This is a genomic window from Edaphobacter sp. 4G125, assembly GCF_014274685.1.
GTDB lineage: Bacteria > Acidobacteriota > Terriglobia > Terriglobales > Acidobacteriaceae > Edaphobacter.
In genome coordinates this window covers 1,088,071-1,108,941 of sequence record NZ_CP060393.1, presented here as the reverse complement: position 1 = coordinate 1,108,941, position 20,871 = coordinate 1,088,071, and the positions used below count along the sequence as shown (strand labels likewise).

The following is a 20,871-nucleotide window of genomic DNA, read 5'->3' as shown; positions in this document are numbered from 1 at the left end:
GCGGCACAGCCAGATTCCATCATACTTGATTCCGCCCAGACGGAAAAGCCCAGTGGAGACAAACCCTTGCGCATCATTGGCGTTATCCCGGCGCGGCTGGCTTCTACCCGACTCCCACGCAAGATTCTTCGTCCGATTGCAGGCCGCCCCATGCTTGCCTGGGTCTGGGAGGCAGCCCGGGCCTGTCCTCAGCTGAATGACCTTCTGGTCGCCACCGACTCCGAGGAGATCGCCGACCTGTGCAAGCAGAATAGCTGGACCTGCCAGCTCACCTCACCCGCATTGCCCAGCGGTACCGACCGCGTCCACGCCGTCGCTCAAATCGTCGATGCGGATATCTACGTCAACATCCAGGGCGATGAGCCACTCCTGAAGCCGGAGCACATTACCGCGCTGCTTCATCCCTTCGCCAAACCCCACGTTGAGGTTTCGACCCTCAAGGTTCTCTGTACGCCAGAGAACATCCACAATCCGAATGCAGTGAAGGTGGTTACGGCGGCCGATGGACGCGCCCTCTACTTTTCCCGCTCTACCATTCCTTACAACCGCGATGGTAATCCCGCGCAATACTGGAAACACATCGGCCTCTATGCCTATCGCAAAGCTGCGCTACAGCGATTTCCGACGCTTGCCTCGAGTACACTCGAACACACGGAACGGCTCGAGCAGCTCCGCTTTCTTGAAAACGGAGTCAGCCTCTATGTCGAACCCACGCCATTCGACACCATCGGTGTCGATACAGAAGAAGATCTTCGCCTGGTAGAAAAGATTTTGATGCAGCAATCCCTTAACGGGTCTGGGAAAAGCTGATCTCCAACTGTCCCTTCATCGACTTCTGCACCGAGACCTCTTCCAGCGATCTCACCACCCAGTCCGCCTCATTCAATTCGCTCATCGAGTGTGTTCCCAATACGCCCAGCACCTGTGCGCCTGCGGCTTTTCCGGCTCCTATACCTGAAGGAGCATCCTCGACAACGACGCAGTCTTCCGGCCTGCAACCCAGTAGTTCTGCACCGCGACGATAGGGCTCTGGATCGGGCTTTCCCCGCTCCACATCGTCTGCGCTCACGATGCGATCCGGGGCAGGTAATCCCGCAACTTCAAGACGCCCCAGCATAAGTCGTCGCGTCGCCGAGGTCACAATTGCCCAACGGTCCGGAGGAAGACTCTGCAGCAACTCTTTCGCGCCCGGTAGCACCTTGAGATCCGCCGTATCGGCAATCTCCAGATCTTCAATCTCGCGCAGTCCCTCCACGGGGTCCATATCGGGTCGAAGGCTTTTAACAATCTCGATCGCTCGCATGCCATGCGGAACGTTGTAAGTCTCCGCATTGGGGATTCCATGCCGCTTGGCCCAGATTCGCCAACAACGCACGACCGAACCGATCGAGCTGATCAACACGCCGTCCATATCGAACAGCAGGCCCTTTGCTTCTACCTTCACCAGCTCGCTCAAGCCTGCGCCCCTTTCAGTACGAAAGCCTGCCCAGCCGCTAGGACCTTCTCCACGGACTCCTTCGAGCAGCTCTCGCAGTACACGCGCAACAGCGGCTCCGTCCCCGATGCACGTAGCAGCAGCCACGTCTCCGCTGCATTGGGTTTGTTCGCGCAACCCGGATTCTCCAGGAAGAACTTGATCCCATCCAGCATCTCCGTTCGCAACACCTTCATGCCAGCCAGTTCTGTCACTCCGGCCTTGGCCCGCGCAATCGCAGACTGCTTAATCTCTTCTTCGATATGCATATCCACGCGCCCATACTCATGCACACCAAACTCTGTCTGCAGCATGGTAACCAGCTCACCCAGCGTCTTCTTCTCATCAGCCATCACATTGGCCAGTAACAATGAGTTCAACAAACCATCACGTTCCGGCAGATGCTTGCTGATCCCCACTCCTCCCGATTCTTCGCCGCCGATCAGGACCTCCTTCTCGAGCATGAAGTCCACAACATATTTGAAGCCGATCCCATGTTCGTTCAGCTTACGGCCATACTTCGCGGCGATGCGATCGATCATCTTCGTCGTATTGAACGCCCGGGTCACCTCACCAGGCCACTTCTTCCGCTCCAGTAGCCACCACAGCAGAATGGAGAAGATTCTGTGCGCATCCACTACATTGCCGTGCTCATCCACAGCACCAATGCGATCGGCATCGCCGTCGGTAATGAGGCCGGCATCGCACTTCTCCACGGCGACTGCCTCCTGTGTTGCTTTGATGTGAGGCAGAATCGGCTCAGGATTGATCCCAGGAAATGCCGGGTTAATCTCGTTGCGGATCTCCACAAATGGAACGCCTGCGCGGGAGAAGATCCCTGCAAGAACGCCACGGCCCGCTCCATACATCACATCGACCAGGAATTTATATCCGCTCGCTTGGATCGCCTTCAGATCAACAAACTTCTCCAGCGCGGCAATGTACTCCGGAGCGAAATCGGCCTCTTCAATCGGTGCCGCTTTCTCCGCTTGCGGAACCGGCTTCAGAAGATAGCTCTCAATCGAGGCCATAATCGAAGGTTTGCCAGATCCACCATACGTCGCCTTGTATTTCACGCCATTCCATTCGGCTGGATTGTGGCTCGATGTAATCATCACACCGCCGGCAGCTTTCCGCGCTCGCACCGCAAACGACAGCGCCGGAGTCGGAGTGATCTCCTTCGCAATCTGCGCCGGAATACCCGCCTTAGCCAGGACCTCAGCAACGACTCTGGCAAACGAGAGCGAAGCAAAGCGAGTGTCCCACCCGATACAGACGCCAGCCTTGGCATCTTCATGCTCTAAAACATAGTTAGCAATCGCACCCGCCGCTACACGAACATTGGCATAGGTAAAATCATCGGCAATTACGCCGCGCCAGCCATCCGTCCCAAACTTCACTACTGTCTTGATCTCTGCCATAGTTTTTCGTTTCGCAAATGCCTTCAATCTGCAACTACACCAAGTCTTCTCTTCCGGCCTGCTTCAGCTCTGCGACCACCTTGCCTACATCCTGCGACCGCTCCCGGGTCGTAATCAGCAGCGCGTCTTCCGTTTCAACAACGACTAGGTCACTGACACCAACGAGAGCGACTGCCTTGCCTGGCGCATACACATAATTTCCCTGCGCATCGATATCCACACAGGGCTGATTCGTCTTATCGAAGACGTTCTTCTTCGCCAGATCTTCCGGCCCACAGTCCGCGACGTGCTCATGCAACGCCGACCAACACCCCAGATCGTTCCAGCAAAAATCGCCAGGCAGGCAATAGATCTCCGAGGCTTCCTCTCCCTTCGCCGATCTCGGTTCAAGAACCGCGTAATCAATGGAGATGTTCTCGCACTGCGGATAGATCTCCGCAAAGACTTGCCCAAATTTCGGCGTGCCATAGGCTGCGGCAATCTTCTCCATCAACACGGCAATGCCAGGGCTATGCTCACGAACGGCTCCCGTCAGCGTCTTTACGCTCCACAAAAACATTCCGCTATTCCAGGCATAATTTCCCGAAGCGACAAATGCCTCGGCCAGAGCCTTGTGCGGCTTCTCTGTAAACCGCTTGACTCTTCGAACCTCGATACTATCAACCGTTTTTACCGTTTGGCCCTGTTCGATATAGCCATAACCCGTCTCTGCTTTGATTGCAGGAACTCCCAGCACCACGATCTTCTCGCCGCTGGCAGCCAGTTTCACGCCGGCTTTCACAATCTCCGCAAACCGTTTTTCGTTCTTGATTGCATGGTCTGAAGGAAAGATACCAATCACTGTATTAGGTTCGGTCTTCTCCAACAGAAAGGCAGCTAATGCGCACGCAGGAGCAGTGTTTCTCGCCGCCGGCTCGCTCATAATGTGTTCTGACTTTACTCCTGGAAGCTGATGCACGATCTCTTCGCGCAAGAGATCGTTCGTGACGACCCAAACGTCCTCAGCCTCCGCAACCGGAACCAGCCGGTCCACCGTCTGCTGAATCATCGTCCGTTCGCCGTCCAGCGCTAAAACCTGCTTGGCTCGCGATCTTCGGCTTCTGGGCCAGAACCGCGTCCCACTACCACCCGCAAGAATCACCGGAGCGAAACGAAGCTTCACTTCCCCGGCCTGATCTCCAGCATTGCCCATGTCTTTTACCCAATGGAAAGGACCGCACAGGATTCTCCCTATGCGGCCCTTCTCCTGAAATCATCCTCTATCCGAGCGACGCAAAGTACTCCCGCATGCGCTTCACGCCTTCATCAACAACATCATGCGAAACTGCGTACGACAGCCGGATGTGCTCTGCCGTACCAAACGCTTCGCCCGGAACCACCACGACATGGGCCTCGCTCAACAACTTGGCCGCGAGATCTGTCGCCGACGTAATTCCGCCCTTGCCGATAAAGTTCTTCACGTTCGGGTACACATAGAACGCACCCTCGGGCACAGTGCACGTCAGACCGGGAATTGTCTTGAATCCCTCCAGCACGCGGTCTCGCAGCTTGATGTAGTCTGCGCGCATCTCGGCAACGCACTCCTGAGGTCCACTTACTGCCGCAATCGAGGCACGCTGCACCATGCTCGCTGTGTTCGAGGTCGACTGTGACTGCAACTTGCTCATCGCCGCGATAATCGGCTTCGGCCCCAGAGCAAAACCCGCGCGCCAACCCGTCATTGCATAAGTCTTTGACAACGATCCCAGAACGACCACATGCTCCTTGCAGTCCTTGAAGCTGCCGCCACTGACAAGATTCCCCGCAAAGTTCAGGTAGACGTAGCACTCGTCCAGCAGTACGAAGATATCGCGCTTGTGCGCCAGCCTGACGATCGCCTCCAGATCCTCCGGCGAAACCACCGCTCCCGAAGGATTCGAGGGCGTATTCAGAATGATCGCCTTCGTCTTCGGCGTAATCGCCGCCTCAATCATCTTCGCCGTTACGCGGAAGTTCTCGGCCTCGTTCGTCTCCACAAACACCGGAACACCGCCAGCATACTGAATGATGTCCTTGAACGACACCCAGTACGGGACCGGTAGGATCACCTCATCGCCATGATCGACCAGCACTTGGATCGCATTGAACAAGGCCAGCTTGCCGCCCGTTGTGAAGACGCACTCTTCTGGCGTGTAGGCCGAACCGAAGTCCGCCGCATGGCGATCCACAATGGCCTTACGAATCTCAGGAATACCAGCGACATTCGTGTAACGCGTAAAGTTCTTCTCGATTGCATCAATCGCCGCGTCCTTAATATGACGCGGAGTGGAAAAATGCGGCTCGCCCGCGCCAAAGTCCGCCAGATTCACGCCCTCGGACTTCAGCTTCAGCGCCGCAGCGGTGATAGCCATCGTTGCAGAAACTTCGATGCGGCCGATACGGTCCGCAAATATCTTGGTAGCCGTCGCTGTGCTCATACCTCTAGTGTGTCAGATTTGTCCACCGAGATAAAGCGCGGGAGCATGAACACCGCACGAACAGCCCGTTCTGTCTCAACTCTGTTAATATGGCCGCCATAGCCGAGCAAAGACCTCAATCGCTCCATTCGCTTCCTTTTCGCTCCATTTCCATTCCAAAAGAAAGAGTTAGGTGGGTATGATTCGTCATTCAGTCTTCTTGAAACATCTTTTCCCGCGCATTTGCGCCATTGCTTCGTTCTCCTGCTGCGCAATGCTCACACAGGCGCAGCAGCCCCTCAAAACCCTCCTCGTCGGAGTCGATCATCGTACCGTCACCTCGCTCGACGGCGACTGGCACTACCTCGTCGATCAGCCTCCGGCCCGCGCCCTCTATACCGCACAGGGAAAAGTGCGAGATAACAGCTACGCCCTCAACACGCACCCCAATATCAACAGCGGTCCTCACAACGACGAATACGACTTCGCCACCGCTCCCACTCTTAAGGTCCCCGGCGACTGGAACACCCAGGAACCCACGCTCTTTCGTTACGAGGGCGTCGTCTGGTATCAGCGCGACTTCGACTTCCAGCCCCGCCCCAACACCCGAACTTTCCTCCATATCGGCGCTGCAAATTATCGTTCCTTCGTCTGGGTCAACCAGAAGCGCATCTGCGATCACGAAGGTGGCTTCACTCCCTTTGACTGCGAAGTCACCTCGGCCCTCAAGCCCGGCAGCAACTTCGTCGTCATCGCTGTCGATTCCACCCGCGATGTCGACGGCATCCCCTCCGTTGGCATCGACTGGTTCAACTATGGCGGACTAACCCGTGATGTCTCTCTCGTAACCGTACCCACAAAATTCATCGACGATTACGATATCCACTTGAAACACGGAGCTACCTTCTCATCCTCAGATGCAAATACCCTCACCGGCTACGTGCACGTCGAAGGCGCCACCGCTGGAACCCCGGTAACACTCCACATCCCCGAAGCAGGCATCAACACCACCATCAAAACGGATGAAAACGGCCGCGCCTCCTTTGAGGCCAGAGCACTCAGCCTGGCTCTCTGGTCACCTGAGCAACCAAAGCTCTACAAGGTAGAACTATCGTCCGGTGAAGACAAGCTCACCGACGATATCGGTTTCCGCGACATCCGCGTCGACGGTACCCGTATCCTCCTCAACGGCAAAGCCATCTTCCTTCAGGGTGCAAATATGCACGCCGAAGCTCCCTATCGCACTGGACGCGCCTGCACCGATGAGGACGTTAAAAACATCTTCAGCTTCCTCAAGGATCTCAACGCCAACTTCGTTCGCCTCGCTCACTATCCCCACGATGAACGCATGGAGCGCACCGCTGACCGCGAAGGCATCATGATCTGGTCCGAGATCCCCATCTGGCAGCACATCTCCTACGACAAGCCCGAGGTCTACGCCAAGGCCCGCTTCATGCTCAACGAGATGATCCGCCGCGACCGCAACAAGGCTTCTGTCATCCTCTGGTCCGTCTCCAACGAGACTCCCAATAATCCCACACGCACTAAGTTCCTTACCGATCTCGCCAATGAGGCACGTCACCTCGACTCCACTCGTCCCATCACCTCCGCGCTCATCGGACCGCATCCCAAAGGCATGGAAATGGTGCAGGATGATCCCCTGATCAACGCCCTCGATGTTGTTGGTCAGAATGAGTACATCGGCTGGTATGAGATGCGCCCCGAAGATGCCGACAACGTCCATTGGACACTTCCCAATAAGCCCGTTCTTATCTCAGAGTTCGGCGCTGAGGCGAAACAGGGAAACCATGGTGGTAAAGATCAACGTTGGGCTGAAGAGCAGCAGGTGAATGTCTACGAGCACCAATTCGTCATGATCAAGAAGATCCCTCAGGTACGCGGACTCATTCCTTGGGTCCTGATGGACTTCCGCTCACCCACCCGGAACATCCCCAAACTGCAGGACGGCTTCAACCGCAAAGGACTCATCTCCGAGGAGGGCAAACGCAAACAGGCCTTCTTCCTTTTCCAGAAAACCTACAAAGACCACGCAGTCGGTAAAGCTGAATAGGAACTTCGAGGTAAACGAAGAAGAGGAGCGACTTAGCCGCTCCTCTTCTTGTCTTCGTTTCGTTTCAGTCTAGAACAATACCCTCGCTCCAAGCTGCAACTGCCGCGGCGGGAAGGCAGAGGAGATTGAGCCGAAGTTGCTGTTTGTTGTCGTCAGGTTCAGACCATTGAAGTTCGTGCGATTAAGAATGTTGAACGCATCTGCCTGCACTTTGACACGAACACGTTCTGTAATCGGGAAGAACTTCGAAAGCGTTGCGTCGGTCTGAGCGAGCCCCGGTCCCTGCACTGCACCATACGGGGCATTACCGTAATTCGCTCCCGTGGGGGTAGCGAATGGGTTTGTACAACCAGACTTTGTGGCTCCACAAACATAACCGTTAAGACCGGCATGGTTGTTGGCAAGGATCTTTGCGCCGGGCTTAAGGTCCGGACGCACATTTCCAACGCCGAGTGCCGAGTTCGCTTGAACATTGAAGTAAGCTCCGCTCTGAAGACGAGCGACACCACTCAACTGCCAGCCTCCGATGGCCTCGCGAATCGCGAAGTTATGTCCGCGGAACTCTGGTCCCTGCACAACAAAGGTCGCCACAAAAGCGTGCCGCCGATCATTGACCAGATAACCATAGTTGTAGCCCGGATTACTCCAGTTTTCGAGCGTCTGATTGTTGCCGTTAGAATCTCCAAGCGCCTTAGACCATGTGTAAGCCAGCGTGGTAGTCACAAGTCCCGCTCTCTTCGAAGCGAAGACCTGCAAAGAGTTGTAATTGTAATTAGAAGCGAACCGATTCATATTGATCGTTGTAAAGCCCTTATATGGATTCGAATAATTTGTATTCGTGATTCCATTGGCCCGATTCGCTGCAACAACCGCTAAGTTCGGGTAATTGACGTTCGGCGTTGCAAGCTGGCGATGCGCAACGCTGCCTACATAGTTGGCCTCAAACAACACGGTACGAGTTACCTGGTGCTGAAAGCCAAGGCTGTACTGGTATGTATAGGGATTATGCGCCGTTGGATCGATCGCACTGATCGTACCCTGTGTCGTCGCTGCAGTTGGAACGCTGGACAGCGTCGCCAGGTTACCGAAATCAAGGTTGGTATTCGAAAGGAATGGAGCGATATTCAGCTGGCTGAAGATCAGGTTACCCTGCGCACGATAGAAGAACAGGCCGAAGCCGCCACGAATAACGGTCTTGTCATCCGCGGCATAGGCAAATCCGAACCGAGGTCCGAACGCGCCATGCATCTTATAGAAACCTCGCGGAGCGCCTGCAGGAATCAACGGGAACAACGCCGTATTTACATTCGGCACTCGAATCTGCTGATCTGCTGGAACCCCACTGCCAGCGCGAACAAGTCCAGCATAGGGATTGCCACCCTTGGTCGTGTCGATTCTGCCGTTCGGTAGAAGTGTAACCGGAGTAGAAGCGGCATAAACGGAGGGATCGAAGCTCGAAATGTTATTGCCCTGCGTATACCAGGGCAAGATCCCCTGCCACCGCAGACCAATCTCTAGACTGAGCTTCCGGGTTGCCTTCCACGAATCCTGAACGAAGGCTTCAGGCTGCGTAAATCGGAAGTGCCCCATTGGATCGGCACTGGCCTCGGAGTAACTGTTGAAATTGCCGAGGAAAGCATCCGCCAGGGAATAACAGGTCGTATTGACGTTGGAAGGCTTCCCACCCGTGCACGCAGCAGGCTGAAAGTTTGCCGTGCCGGTGTAGTTTGCGCGACCGTTCTGGTCGACACGATCACGAATGACAACGACACCCGTCTTGACCGTGTGATTCCCTTTGATCCAGGTAAGGGTGTCGGCCAACTGGATATCGGTCGAAGGTGATAGCAGAGCAAAGTTCGGTCCCTGCATACCAGCATAGTTGGTGATATTCACCTGCGGAATTCCATTGGGATAGGTACCCGCATTCGGATAGATCTTCTGGTACTGGAAGCCAAAGGTCTCGCGCTTCCAGTTGTTGCCTGCCGGAGGAATACGTTGCGCTGCCCAGCTTGTATTCGCCTGCGCTACGTTGATCAGGTTTGGACGAACTGCCCAGGTATAAGCAACCAGATAGCTCTGTCCAGGACGATTACGAATCGTTGGGGTCGTATTCAGAATTCCGCTATTTGAGAAAGTGCCAAACGGATCTGTCAAAGTATTTTGATCATGAATCCAGCGGCCATAAATCGAATGCTTCTGGTTGATTACATAATCGAACCGCACTAAATCCTGGTGGAAGTTCAGTGGGTTGCTAGGTGCCAATGTCAGGTTATTGCTCGGAATACCACCATCGCGATAGCTCAAACCAGCCGCACTGATCGTCTTATACACATTAGCGATTGCTCGACCATCCGTTGTAATCAGCGAAGCGATGTTATTGTTTGGGATCGGAGTCGTAGTACCGGGGTAGTAGAGTTGAACCGGATTCGATCCGGTAAGCAACGCTGAAAAGTCCCCATTCAGCATCGCAGTGGTGGGAACCGTAAAAGTGCTGGCAGTCGCCTGCTGGCGAAGACGCTTCCACTCTTCTCCAACGAAGAAGAATAGCTTGTCCTTGATGATGGGGCCGCCTACAAAGAATCCGAAATCGTTATAGATTAGCTGCGTCTTCTGCCGCGCAATGTAGTTCGTGGCATCCAGATAGTTGTTACGAAGAAACTCAAACGCTCCTCCATGGAAAGAGTTCGTTCCGCTTTTGGTCACGATATTGAACGTCGGACCTGACGCACGGCCAAACTCGGCTGACGCGTTGGAGGTATCGATCTTCACCTCTTGGATGAAGTCTGCACCGACATTGTTCATCAGCGAGCCGTTCGAACCTGCAACCTGGTTATAGGCTCCGTCCACCGTCAGGTTATTCGTATCGCTACGATTGCCATTGATCGTTTGATTCGTCGATGCAAGCGAAGTCGTAACCGAGAAAATGTCTGGATTGGTTACAACTGCGCCTGGTACCAGCGTCAGCAACTGCGTATAATTGCGCCCGTTCAACGCCAGGTTCGATACCTGCGTCGAGTCAATCACACGCGCTAGCTCGCCCGAAGTCGTGTTCAGCGACTCGATCGCTCCGCCCTGCACTTCAACGGTCTCGCTTGTTTGTCCTACAGGGAGCGTAAAGTTCGACGTCACCTTCGCGTCCGCGCTGATCGAAACACCCGATTGTTTTGCCGTCTGGAATCCGGTTTTCGTGACCGAGATCGAGTACATGCCAATCGGCAGGTTCGTCACGATATAGTTGCCGCTCGAATCTGATGTGGCTGTGCGAGTCGCCTGTGTATTCGTTGACGTGATCGTGATTGCTGCATCAGGAACAGCGGCACCACTCGGGTCTAAAACGATTCCTGAAATCTGTCCAAAGCTTGTTTGCGCATCTGCCCTGTAACCTGAGAAAACGAGTGCGATCACAAACAGGGCGTTTGCAATCTTCAACAAATGTTTACGCATCATTACCTCCTCAAATGACTCAAACGAAATTTTCTACAACGAATGGGCTGTTTTCTTGTTTGCAGCCTCTTCAGGCACATCATGTTCTTGCTTACAACAAATTCGCTATTTTCGCAGAGTGCTTTTTCAAGCGATAGCTATTAACCAATCTGCAATGCACGCTTGTCAAGCACCAATTGTGAGTCCCAAAGTGTAAAACTCCTTTACTTTTTCGTTTTAGCTACGTAAGCGGTTACGGAAAACGGCATCTCTTCTCCGGGCCTGGTTCTTTTCTCGCTGCAAGCGTTCGCTCATACTTCATACATTTGTGATCCCTGCTGGTCTGAAGTAAGGTGGCTACGGGTCAGAACGCCCATAGATCTATGTCCAACCAAGACAATCTCTCTTCCCGTCGCGAATTCCTTCAGAGCACCGTTGCACTTGGGCTCGCATCGACTCTCCCATCTCACACCACTGAAGCGCAGACCTCTGCCTCTCCCACCGCCGACCGTACCTATTGGATCGAGATTGTGCGCCGTGTCTCTCACCCTGTTCTCTCTGCTGTCAGCAAAGCACAGCTTCGCGCAATCATGCCTGTCGAAGCCAAGCCAGGACTCGAAGAGGAGCGACGAAAGTCAACGCATCTCGAAGCCTTCGGCCGGCTCCTCAGCGGAATCGCGCCCTGGCTCGAAACCACCGTCATCAGCCCGGAAGAAGCTGCGCTTCAGACCCAATACCGCGAGTGGGCACGTGCAGGAATCCACCATGGCACCGATCCTTCCTCACCGGATTACATGAACTTCGGCATGACCTCACAGTCTGTCGTCGATACAGCGTTTCTCGTCCTTGGCATCCTGCGCGCACCCAAACAGCTTTGGGAACCTCTCGACCGCACCACCCGCGCCAACCTCGTCAAAGCTCTGCAAGCCACCCGTCAGGTTCTCCCCGGACAGTCCAACTGGCTCCTCTTCTCCGCCATGGTCGAAGCCGGTCTTTGCTTCATGGGAGAGGAGTGGGACTCTCTCCGCGTCGACTACGCCATCCAGATGCATAAAGAGTGGTTCCTCGGCGATGGAACCTACGGCGACGGAGCCCACTTCCACTGGGACTACTACAACAGTTTCGTCATTCAGCCCATGCTCCTGCAGGTGCTCGATACCTTACCCGCCCGCTCCGCCATGTGGCGCGATCTCAAACCTGTCGCACTCGAACGCGCACGTCGCTATGCTGCAATTCAGGAGCGCCTCATCAGCCCCGAGGCTACCTTCCCTGTCATCGGCCGTTCCATCACCTATCGCTTCGGGGCCTTCCATCTTCTTGCTGACATCGCTCTGCGCAGACAACTGCCAGAACTTGTCTCACCGGAACAAGTCCGCTGCGCTCTCACCGCCGTCATGCGACGTATGATCGAACGCCCCGGCACCTTTGACGCAAAAGGCTGGCTCACCATCGGCTTTGCAGGACATCAACCTGGTCTCGGCGAGCCTTACATCTCCACCGGAAGCCTCTATCTCTGCGCGGTCGCCTGGCTGCCACTCGGACTCCCCGCCAACGATTCCTTCTGGTCCGGTCCCGCCAAGCCCTGGACTGAGGCAAAGATCTGGAACGGTCAGGATGCTCCCGCCGATCATGCCTCCTCGGCATAACGTTCATCCGGTATGATTTCGCCGTGCTTCTCACACAGGGAATCAAGCTTGCTTCGCTGCTCTCGCTCTTGCCCCTCGGAGCCTGCGCATTCGCGCAGGATGCCGCACAGGCAAACTGGCTCCGGATGGGGGCTACACCTGGCAACTCTCACTACTCTGCGCTTCGCCAGATCAACCGTTCGAATGTCGCGCAACTCAAAGTCGCCTGGTCCTACGACACTGGCGAACCTGGAGGCCTCGAAACCACACCGCTCGTCATCGATGGAATCCTCTATGGACTCACTCCTACCCAGAAGGTCTTCGCCCTCAATGCCGCCACAGGAAAAGTAATTTGGAAGTTCGATTCCACCGTAATGTCTGCTGGTCCTAGTCGCGGTCTTTCGTACTGGATCGACGGAAAAGACAAACGCCTCTTTGTTGGAATTGCAAACTTTGTATATGCTCTCGATCCCGCCACAGGCAAGATCATCCCCGGCTTCGGCCACTACGGCAGAATCGATCTGCGCGAAGGTCTCGGGCGTGCTCCCGAGCAACAGTCCATAGCCCTCACTACTCCCGGTGTCATCTACAAAGATTTACTTATCGTCGGTGGCCGCACACCCGAAACCCTCCCTGCCCCTCCTGGAGACATTCGCGCTTACGACGTCCGCACAGGCGCGATGCGCTGGTCCTTTCACACCATCCCTCATCCCGGAGAACCCGGCTACGAAACCTGGCCATCCGATGCCTGGAAGACAGCTGGGGCCGCCAACAACTGGGCAGGCATGGCCCTTGATCGCGAGCGAGGAATCATCTTTGTTCCGACAGGCTCTGCCGCGCCCGACTTCTACGGTGCCTCGCGCACAGGAGACGATCTCTACGCCAACACCCTGCTCGCTCTCGATGCTGCGACCGGCAGACGCATCTGGCATTTTCAGGGAGTCCACCATGACATATGGGACCGCGACTTCCCCTCTGCCCCGATCCTCGTTTCTATGAAACGCGACGGGAAGACAATCCCCGCCATCGTCCAGACCACCAAACAGGGCATCCTCTTCGTCTTCGACCGCACTTCAGGCAAACCGCTTTTCCCTATTGAAGAACGCTCTTATCCTGCCAGCAACATTCCAGGCGAAACGGCTTCGAAGACACAGCCTTATCCTCTGCAACCTGAACCCTTCGCTCCTCAAATAGTCACCGAGGACACTCTCACAGACCGTACCCCTGCGGCGCACGCCTGGGCCGTCCAGCGGCTTCGTGAGATACGCAACGAAGGCCCCTACGTTCCCTTCAGCATAGACAAAGACACTCTCATCACTCCCAGCTTCGAAGGAGGCGCTGAATGGGGAGGGCCTGCATTCGATCCCCAGACCAGCATCCTCTACATCAACGCCAACAACTATGCCTCGCTCGGGGCGCTCGCCGTCCATACCGGAGAATCCCCCGGCCGCGCCACCTATCTCTCGCAGTGCAGCCTCTGTCATGGCGATCATCGCCAGGGCTCGCCTCCCGCCTTCCCCTCGCTCCTCGGAGTCACTCAGCGCCTCTCTGCCGATCAGATCACGTCCATTCTTCACGCAGGCCGCGGACGTATGCCTGCCATCCCCATACGAGGGAAGTCTCTCAACGATCTCCTCACCTATCTCGAAACTCCCTCCGACTCACCTGTTCTAACCAAAGAAGAACAGGCCACTCCTGACACATCTCCCGATCGATCTACTCCCAGCCATTCCTCGCAATACACGATGACTGGCTATCGCCGCTTTCTCGACCCCGACGGCTACCCCGCCACTGCTGCTCCCTGGGGAACCCTCAACGCCCTCGATCTCAAAACCGGCAAATATCTATGGAAGATTCCGCTCGGCCAGTATCCCGAACTGGTAGCGCAGGGCATGCCCGATACCGGCAGCGAAAACTACGGCGGGCCGATCGTCACCGCAGGCGGCCTTCTCTTCATCGCCGCGACCAACTTCGATCACAAGATTCGCGCCTTCGATAAGGCCACCGGAAAACTTCTCTGGGAAGCCACACTGCCCTTCGCCGGAAATGCCACTCCAGTGACCTATGAAGTAGAAGGCAGGCAATACGTCGTCATTGCCGCCGGAGGCTCCGGCCTGAACCCTCGCGGAGATACAGGCGGAGTCTACGTCGCCTTCGCTCTGCCAAAGTAAACCCTTTTGGGTGTCAGCAAAGCTGATTTGATGTGGTTCATCCGCGCGCGCTGCGCGAATCCCTACCGCCCACTCACTTTCGCCTTTAGCCTCTCCACCACCAGTGGAGGCACCAGCGACGACACATCCCCTCCCAGCTCAAATACACCCTTGATCAACCGCGAGCTCACATAGGTGTACTTCTCTGCCGGCATCATGAACAGCGTCTCCAGCTCCGGATCCAGCTTGCGGTTCATCATCGCCATCTGGAACTCGTATTCATAGTCCGAGATCGCCCGAATACCCCGCAAAACCGCCTTGGCCCCCTGCTGACGACAAAAGTCCACTAATAGACCATCAAAGGTCGCCACCGAAACATTTCCCAGACTCCGGGTCGTCTCCGTGATCATCTCCACCCGCTCCGGAACCGTAAACAGCGGGCTTCCCTTCTCTGAATTACGCAGAATCGCGACCACCAGGTGGTCCACAATCTTGGCTCCCCTCGCGATCAGGTCAAGATGACCATTCGTCAGCGGATCAAACGTGCCAGGATAAATTGCCTTTATCGTATGCATTTCCCAGCAGCATATCCTTTCCCGACAAAAATATCTGTATTCCTGTAGTCTTCCCAGCCGCCAGCCCGTCTGTTCTGTTATCCGGCGGAAGCTAATTCGTCCCGCCCCATGAAACGTATGTCGACTGAAGCCCTGGCTACGAACCTTCTCGCCGATGCGGAGCATCCCGTCGCCGCACTCCCAACTCCCTTTGACGACCTGGCTTCCGTCATCGAAACCCACCGTTCCCGTATCTTCCGTTTTCTCCTGGCCTCGCTTCACGACTCCGATCTCGCCGAAACCCTCACTCAGGAGACCTTTCTTCGCGCTTGGAACTCCCGCGCCTCCTTCCGTGGCGACTGTTCCGTAGCCACCTGGCTCACCCGCATCGCCCTGAATCTCGTTCGCGACCACACCCGGACTCAGCGATTTCGTTTCTGGCGCCGTGCCTCCGCACAGGCAGTTGACCCAACCGAGATCGCAGCCTTTCTGCCCCATCCCGACTCTCTAGTCGAATCCCGTCTCATCGCCTCCGAGCAGGTCTCTCTGCTCTGGCAGGCCGTAAAAACTCTCTCGGACCGGCAACGCACCATCTTCCTTTTGCGCTTCGTTGAGGAAATGGATCTCACGGAGATCGCCTCGGCCACCGGAATTCCTCTCAGCACCGTCAAGAGCCACCTCTACCGCGCCCTGGCTCATATCCGGACACGCTTTGCCCAGACCACAAGGAAATCATCCCTATGAACCTTCACCATCTCACACACGAACAGCTCTGCGACCTCTTGCTGGAGGACGCTACCCCACCTCTACAGCAGGTTGAGCACCTTCGCATCTGCTCCCGTTGCTCTGCTGAGTACAACTCTCTCAAGGAATCGATCTCGCTCTTCCGCTCGACCACCATCGCCTGGGCCGGCCATGTCTCCGCCAATCGCGCCTCGTCCTCGCCCACTCATCTGCTTTCTGCCTCGACCCCTCGGCGAAACCGCGTCCCGAAACATCTCTTTGCTCAGCCCATCCTATGGGCCTCTGCCGCCATGCTTCTCATCGCGTCCGCTGTGCCTTTCGCTTTCCATCACCGCCAGCAACCGGTCACGACATCGCACTCCAATCCGCCCGCCCAGGTTCGCGCCGCCAACCGTATCGCAGACGAGGCGCTCTTAGAGGAGATCGACCAGACCCTCTCCTCCTCCATTCCTGCGCCCATGCAACCGCTCGCCGACCCTACCGCCGGCCGCTCCAGCCAGATCGATTCCACACCAAGGAAGAACTAAGATGACCCGAAATCCACTCTTCACCCTTGTCCCTGTTACTCTCCTCTGCGCCTCGACGGTCCTGGCCCAGGAGCCGCCTGCGCCTCCCTCCACCGCGCCGACTCCGCCTTCAGCCAGTACAAAGGTCATTCGTCCCCGTTCCCCGCGCGATGCCCATAACGTCCAGTATCGTGTCACCACCGACCGCGGTCCTGGGATGCATCCTGACCTGCGCATCGCGCCTCCCGGCATGTGGTGGAAGAATCCGGACATCGTCCAGAAGATCACCCTCTCGCAGGATCAGCAGAAGCGCATGGACGACATCTTTCAGCAAAGCCGCCTCCAGCTCATCGACCTCAAGGCCAATGTCGAAAAGCAGGAGGTAATGCTCGAACCTATGCTCTCTGCCAATCCTCCAGACACCAACAAAGTCCTGGGTCAGATCGATAAGGTCGCCAGCGCCCGCGCTGAGTTGGAGAAAGCCAATGCCAAAATGCTCCTCGGCATCCGTGGCGTCCTCTCCGCCGACCAATGGACGAAGCTCCAGGCCGAGCAGCGCGCCAACCAACGCTTCATGATCTTCCGAGGCCCCAACGGCCCCGGCCGTTTCGAGGGACATGATTTTGACTCCGGCCCGAGCCCCAAAGGTCCCGGCCCCAAGACCAACTTCAGATTCGCCCCCGGTGGCCCGCTCAGCCTCCTTACGCTTCCTCCTCTACCGGGCTCTGGCCCTGAGTTCGGCTCCATTATTGGCGGCCTCTCCCCCGATGGCCCAGACCTCGATATTCAGATCGGATCCCCTGACGATATCGATTTCTAATTCTGCAAAGAGGACATGAAAAGAGGATTCGCCCACCCCGCCTGAAGGCGGCACAGCCACCATAGCAAGGGGATCCCCGCATTTCACTTCCCGAAGCGCCCTCCAAACCTGTCAAGCCCCAAATTCGCCTAACCTCCACAATCCAAAAGGAATCCAATTTGCAGATCTACCCCTTTCCGCTTGCTAAACTTAAATCAGAGTCAGAGAACAAGTGCTGAGCGAGTGCAATCAAGAAAATTTGTCGTCTTCCAGTTGAAATAAGAAAGGCCCTCGTACCATAACGAGGGCCTTTCTTATTTAGAATCAATATTTTGGCATCTAAACCATTTATTTTCTATATTTTGCACTTATAAAAACAGATAAGTAGCAGAAAATAAAACGCTTTTCCAAAAAGAAGAAGGAGGGGGCTACCTTTTTCCTTTGACCGCTTCGGTTGCTGCCGCCGCTCCATTGGCAGGAACCGCCGGAACCTCTGGATCTCCATTAGCCGTACCGATATTGAGCTTCTTGCGAATCTCAGCGTTAATCCTGCCAAAGGTCTCCGGGTTCTCTTTAAGGAAGGTTCGGACGTTCTCACGTCCCTGCCCGATGCGCTCACCGGCATAGCTGTACCAGGCTCCGCTCTTCTCCACGATACCGTGCAACACCGCGAGGTCGAGCACATCTCCCTCGCGCGAGATGCCCTCGCCATACAAAATGTCGAATTCGGCGTCGCGGAAGGGTGCAGCGACCTTGTTTTTCACCACCTTGACCTTGGTTCGCGACCCTGTAACGACATCGCCTTCCTTCACCGCTCCCACGCGGCGAATGTCGATGCGGACCGAAGAATAGAACTTTAGTGCGCGGCCTCCGGTCGTTGTTTCTGGATTACCGAACATCACTCCGATCTTGTCCCGGATCTGGTTAATAAAGATCAGACAGGTCCTCGACTTCGCCACGGTTCCCGTCAGTTTACGAAGCGCCTGGCTCATCAGTCGTGCTTGAAGACCCATATGCGAGTCGCCCATTTCGCCGTCCAGTTCGGCCTTCGGAACCAAGGCAGCAACCGAGTCGACGACCAGCACATCGATCGCACCCGATCGCACCAGAGCCTCGACGATCTCCAACGCCTGCTCTCCGTAGTCTGGCTGCGAGACCAGCAGATTGTCCACATCGACGCCCAGCTTCTTCGCATACGCGGGATCAAGCGCGTGCTCGGCGTCAACGAAGGCAGCTAGACCGCCGGCCTTCTGGGCCTCGGCTACGATCTGCAGCGTGATCGTCGTCTTACCCGACGATTCCGGACCGAAGATCTCCACAACGCGCCCCCGTGGAACTCCGCCCACACCCAACGCCGCGTCGAACGAGATGGAACCGGTGGAGATGACCGAGATCGGGACGATCGCCTCCTTGGCTCCGAGTCGCATAATCGAGCCCTTGCCGAACTGTTTTTCTAGCTGTGAAAGCGCTGTCTCTATAGCTTTGCTGCGGTCATCTGCCACGTTGCGATTCTCCTCTGGATAGCGTCAAAACGGATTCTAGCAGTTAATCCCGGAAAGGCAAATAAAAAGCGAAATTCACCTCAACCTTCGTTTCGAACAGCTTCAGCCGCATCTATGTTCCTCGGCAAAAGCCAGTCACTGCTCCACTAAACTAAAAGTTCCGTCTATTGGAAGCCGTATGACCGCCGAGATCATCCTCCAACAAAGCCCCGAAGCAGTCGCGCTCCTCGACAAGCGCGAGCAACTTGCAGCCACTCGTTCCTTGCTTGCGGAGCGCGAGTCCGAGCTGGCCCAGCTACGTGCTCAGCTTCGCACCTTCGAGGGCCGCTACCTCCGTCAGGTCGGCGTCCTCTATGCCGAGCTCGATGATCTCGAAGCTCGCATCGCCGAACGCGAGGTCGATCTCTACGATTCCGACTCCGCCCGCAACCGCGCCGCCGAAGCCCGTCGCCAGGCGCAGGAAACCCATGACGCCGCCTTCGCGGCTGCGCACGAGGCCGAGGAGTTTGATCCTCCTCCCAGTCTCAAGACACTCTTCCGCGAGGTTGCTCGTCGCATTCATCCTGATTTCGCCCGCGACGAGGCAGAACAGAAGCATTTCACCCTGCTCATGGCGCGCGCCAATCAAGCCTACAGTCGTGGAGATACCGAAACCCTCCAACGCCTGCTCGACGATCATCGCGAGATTAATGCCGCGATCGCAGGCGAAGGAGCCGCCGCCGAGCTTGCCCGTATCACGCGTCAGACCCATCACGCCGAGCGCGACATCGCCAATCTCGAGGCCGAGCGCCACACGCTGCTCGCCAGTGAGATCGCGCAGCTCCATCTCGAAGCCGAAACGGCTGCGCGAGAACATCGCGACCTGCTCACCGAACTCGCAACCAACCTGCGGGAACAGGTTGCCGACGCGCGCTACCGTCTTGACTTCGTCAACCGTCAGGTCAACGTGCAGCGGCGCCAGAGCAACGAGGGATGATGAACGATAAAGCCAGCGGCGGTCTCCAACACGTCTCCACCGGCACAACGCTCTCCCTGCACTCCACGCGCTCGGGCATCATCGCCCGCGGCCGTCGCGACGCCGCAAACGCAGCCTCAAATCTGCACTACAAACAAGCCGTCGCTGACTACAACGCGGGCAACTACATCGCTGCTGTCCAGGGCTTCACACTCGCTGCGGAACAAGGACACGCCGAGGCGCAGTATCTCCTCAGCACCATGTACGACGAGGGTCGAGGTCTCGCTCGTGACGAAGTCCAGTCTGCACACTGGGAGCGCAAAGCGGCAGAGCAAGGCCATGCCTATGCACAAGCCAATCTGAGCTTTCGCTATTACTCCGCGAATGATTTCACTGAAGCCTTTGCCTGGTGCCAGCGCGCCGCCTATAGCAATCTCGCCTGGGCGCAGTACAACCTGGGCTTGATGTACCGCAAAGGCGAGGGAGTTCAACAAAGCAACACTGATGCCGCCTACTGGTATCGTCTGGCTGGCACGCAGAACTTCCCCGAAGCGCAACAGAAGCTCGCCGATCTCTACTACTTCGGCCAGGGCGTCCCGCTCAGCTACACCAAGGCCGCCGAGTGGTACCGCCGCGCCGCTGAACAAGGCAACGCCGAAGCGCAGTTCCAGTTGGCCCATCTCTACGCTACCGGCCAGGGCGTTGAGCACGACTACACCCAGTCGCGCCATTGGATCCGCCAGGCCGCACAACAGGGTCACGAACAGGCACAGCGCGAACTCAAACATCGCGAATACCGCGATCCATAACCGCTACAGACAGGAGGAAGCGATGCCCATCTCGATCATTCATATCGGTCTGCCGTTGGATCATCCATCGATCCCACCAGAAGATCGCTCAAAGATTGCGAAACGACTCACCGACCTGCAACAGCGGATGAGAGATGCTGGCTATTACTACGACATCGTCCACGCCTCTCCGGAAAGTGACCTCGAAGACTTCAGGGATCGGCTAAAGGCGCAGCCCCAAGGGATACTCATCGGTGGTGGTGTTGTGGGGAACCCAACTTTGACCTACTTCATGGAGCAGATCATCGATGTCACCCATGAAGTCGCTCCAAAGGCAAAGATACTGTTCTACAACCACTCCGTCGACGTGCGCGAAGCAATCGAGCGCTGGTTCCCGCCATCATCAAGCTAACGGTTTCTCTAA

17 protein-coding genes are annotated in these 20,871 nt (G+C 56.3%); 10 read left to right on the top strand and 7 right to left on the bottom strand.

Annotated features, from left to right (window positions below):
* Positions 1 to 66: 66 nt before the first annotated feature.
* The gene (gene kdsB, locus H7846_RS04635; RefSeq protein ID WP_255460842.1) at positions 67 to 810 is read left to right on the top strand and encodes a 3-deoxy-manno-octulosonate cytidylyltransferase; all 744 of its coding nucleotides are present in this window, start codon (positions 67 to 69) and stop codon (positions 808 to 810) included.
* On the opposite strand, the gene H7846_RS04630 is transcribed toward kdsB, so the two are convergent.
* From H7846_RS04630 to H7846_RS04615, 4 genes are all read right to left on the bottom strand, one after another.
* On the bottom strand, positions 788 to 1,456 hold the full coding sequence (locus tag H7846_RS04630) for an HAD-IA family hydrolase (RefSeq protein ID WP_186695349.1): 669 nt from the start codon (positions 1,454 to 1,456) through the stop codon (positions 788 to 790). The two genes, kdsB and H7846_RS04630, sit on opposite strands and share 23 nt — an antisense overlap.
* Positions 1,453 to 2,895, bottom strand: a complete 1,443-nt coding sequence (locus tag H7846_RS04625) for a phosphoglucomutase/phosphomannomutase family protein (protein WP_186695348.1) — start codon at positions 2,893 to 2,895, stop codon at positions 1,453 to 1,455. Before H7846_RS04625 ends, H7846_RS04630 begins: the two co-directional genes overlap by 4 nt.
* A 34-nt stretch (positions 2,896 to 2,929) precedes the next feature.
* Positions 2,930 to 4,057, bottom strand: coding sequence for a mannose-1-phosphate guanylyltransferase (locus tag H7846_RS04620; RefSeq protein ID WP_370561351.1), 1,128 nt, complete (start codon positions 4,055 to 4,057; stop codon positions 2,930 to 2,932).
* A gap of 97 nt (positions 4,058 to 4,154) precedes the next feature.
* On the bottom strand, positions 4,155 to 5,351 hold the full coding sequence (locus tag H7846_RS04615) for a pyridoxal phosphate-dependent aminotransferase (RefSeq protein ID WP_186695346.1): 1,197 nt from the start codon (positions 5,349 to 5,351) through the stop codon (positions 4,155 to 4,157).
* 178 nt (positions 5,352 to 5,529) lie between these two features.
* Here H7846_RS04615 and H7846_RS04610 point away from each other — a divergent pair, with 178 nt between their 5' ends.
* Entirely contained in the window at positions 5,530 to 7,401 is a 1,872-nt protein-coding gene (locus H7846_RS04610; RefSeq protein WP_186695345.1) for a glycoside hydrolase family 2 protein, read from the top strand.
* A 69-nt stretch (positions 7,402 to 7,470) separates the two neighbouring features.
* Here the strand turns inward: H7846_RS04610 and H7846_RS04605 are convergent, their stop codons facing one another.
* The gene (locus H7846_RS04605; protein WP_255460841.1) at positions 7,471 to 10,848 is read right to left on the bottom strand and encodes a TonB-dependent receptor; all 3,378 of its coding nucleotides are present in this window, start codon (positions 10,846 to 10,848) and stop codon (positions 7,471 to 7,473) included.
* 359 nt (positions 10,849 to 11,207) lie between these two features.
* On the opposite strand from H7846_RS04605, the gene H7846_RS04600 reads away from it, so the two are divergent.
* A complete protein-coding gene (locus tag H7846_RS04600) occupies positions 11,208 to 12,470 on the top strand; it encodes a DUF2264 domain-containing protein (protein WP_186695344.1) in 1,263 nt (420 codons plus the stop codon).
* 23 nt (positions 12,471 to 12,493) lie between these two features.
* Positions 12,494 to 14,620, top strand: coding sequence for an outer membrane protein assembly factor BamB family protein (locus tag H7846_RS04595; protein WP_255460840.1), 2,127 nt, complete (start codon positions 12,494 to 12,496; stop codon positions 14,618 to 14,620).
* A 62-nt stretch (positions 14,621 to 14,682) separates the two neighbouring features.
* On the opposite strand, the gene coaD is transcribed toward H7846_RS04595, so the two are convergent.
* Positions 14,683 to 15,174 carry a pantetheine-phosphate adenylyltransferase gene (gene coaD, locus H7846_RS04590; protein WP_186695343.1) on the bottom strand — a complete coding sequence of 164 codons (492 nt, stop codon included), beginning with the start codon at positions 15,172 to 15,174 and terminating at the stop codon, positions 14,683 to 14,685.
* A 117-nt stretch (positions 15,175 to 15,291) separates the two neighbouring features.
* On the opposite strand from coaD, the gene H7846_RS04585 reads away from it, so the two are divergent.
* Genes H7846_RS04585 through H7846_RS04575 form a run of 3 tightly spaced genes read left to right on the top strand, consistent with a single transcriptional unit; the run spans position 15,292 to position 17,223 of the window.
* Positions 15,292 to 15,897, top strand: coding sequence for an RNA polymerase sigma factor (locus tag H7846_RS04585; protein WP_186695342.1), 606 nt, complete (start codon positions 15,292 to 15,294; stop codon positions 15,895 to 15,897).
* A complete protein-coding gene (locus H7846_RS04580) occupies positions 15,894 to 16,424 on the top strand; it encodes a hypothetical protein (RefSeq protein ID WP_186695341.1) in 531 nt (176 codons plus the stop codon). The genes H7846_RS04585 and H7846_RS04580 overlap by 4 nt, the downstream gene beginning before the upstream one ends.
* A gap of 1 nt (position 16,425) precedes the next feature.
* Positions 16,426 to 17,223: a Spy/CpxP family protein refolding chaperone gene (locus H7846_RS04575; protein ID WP_186695340.1), complete on the top strand. Its 798-nt coding sequence runs from the start codon at positions 16,426 to 16,428 to the stop codon at positions 17,221 to 17,223.
* A gap of 407 nt (positions 17,224 to 17,630) precedes the next feature.
* Here H7846_RS04575 and recA read toward each other — a convergent pair whose 3' ends face one another.
* Positions 17,631 to 18,704: a recombinase RecA gene (gene recA / locus H7846_RS04570; RefSeq protein ID WP_186695339.1), complete on the bottom strand. Its 1,074-nt coding sequence runs from the start codon at positions 18,702 to 18,704 to the stop codon at positions 17,631 to 17,633.
* 178 nt (positions 18,705 to 18,882) lie between these two features.
* On the opposite strand from recA, the gene H7846_RS04565 reads away from it, so the two are divergent.
* The 3 genes from H7846_RS04565 to H7846_RS04555 are packed head-to-tail and all read left to right on the top strand — an operon-like array spanning position 18,883 to position 20,859.
* Complete coding sequence (locus tag H7846_RS04565) at positions 18,883 to 19,680, top strand: hypothetical protein (RefSeq protein ID WP_186695338.1); 798 nt, start codon at positions 18,883 to 18,885, stop codon at positions 19,678 to 19,680.
* Positions 19,677 to 20,468, top strand: a complete 792-nt coding sequence (locus H7846_RS04560) for a tetratricopeptide repeat protein (protein ID WP_255460839.1) — start codon at positions 19,677 to 19,679, stop codon at positions 20,466 to 20,468. The genes H7846_RS04565 and H7846_RS04560 overlap by 4 nt, the downstream gene beginning before the upstream one ends.
* 22 nt (positions 20,469 to 20,490) lie before the next feature.
* Positions 20,491 to 20,859: a hypothetical protein gene (locus H7846_RS04555; RefSeq protein WP_186695337.1), complete on the top strand. Its 369-nt coding sequence runs from the start codon at positions 20,491 to 20,493 to the stop codon at positions 20,857 to 20,859.
* The last annotated feature ends 12 nt before the right edge of the window (positions 20,860 to 20,871 follow it).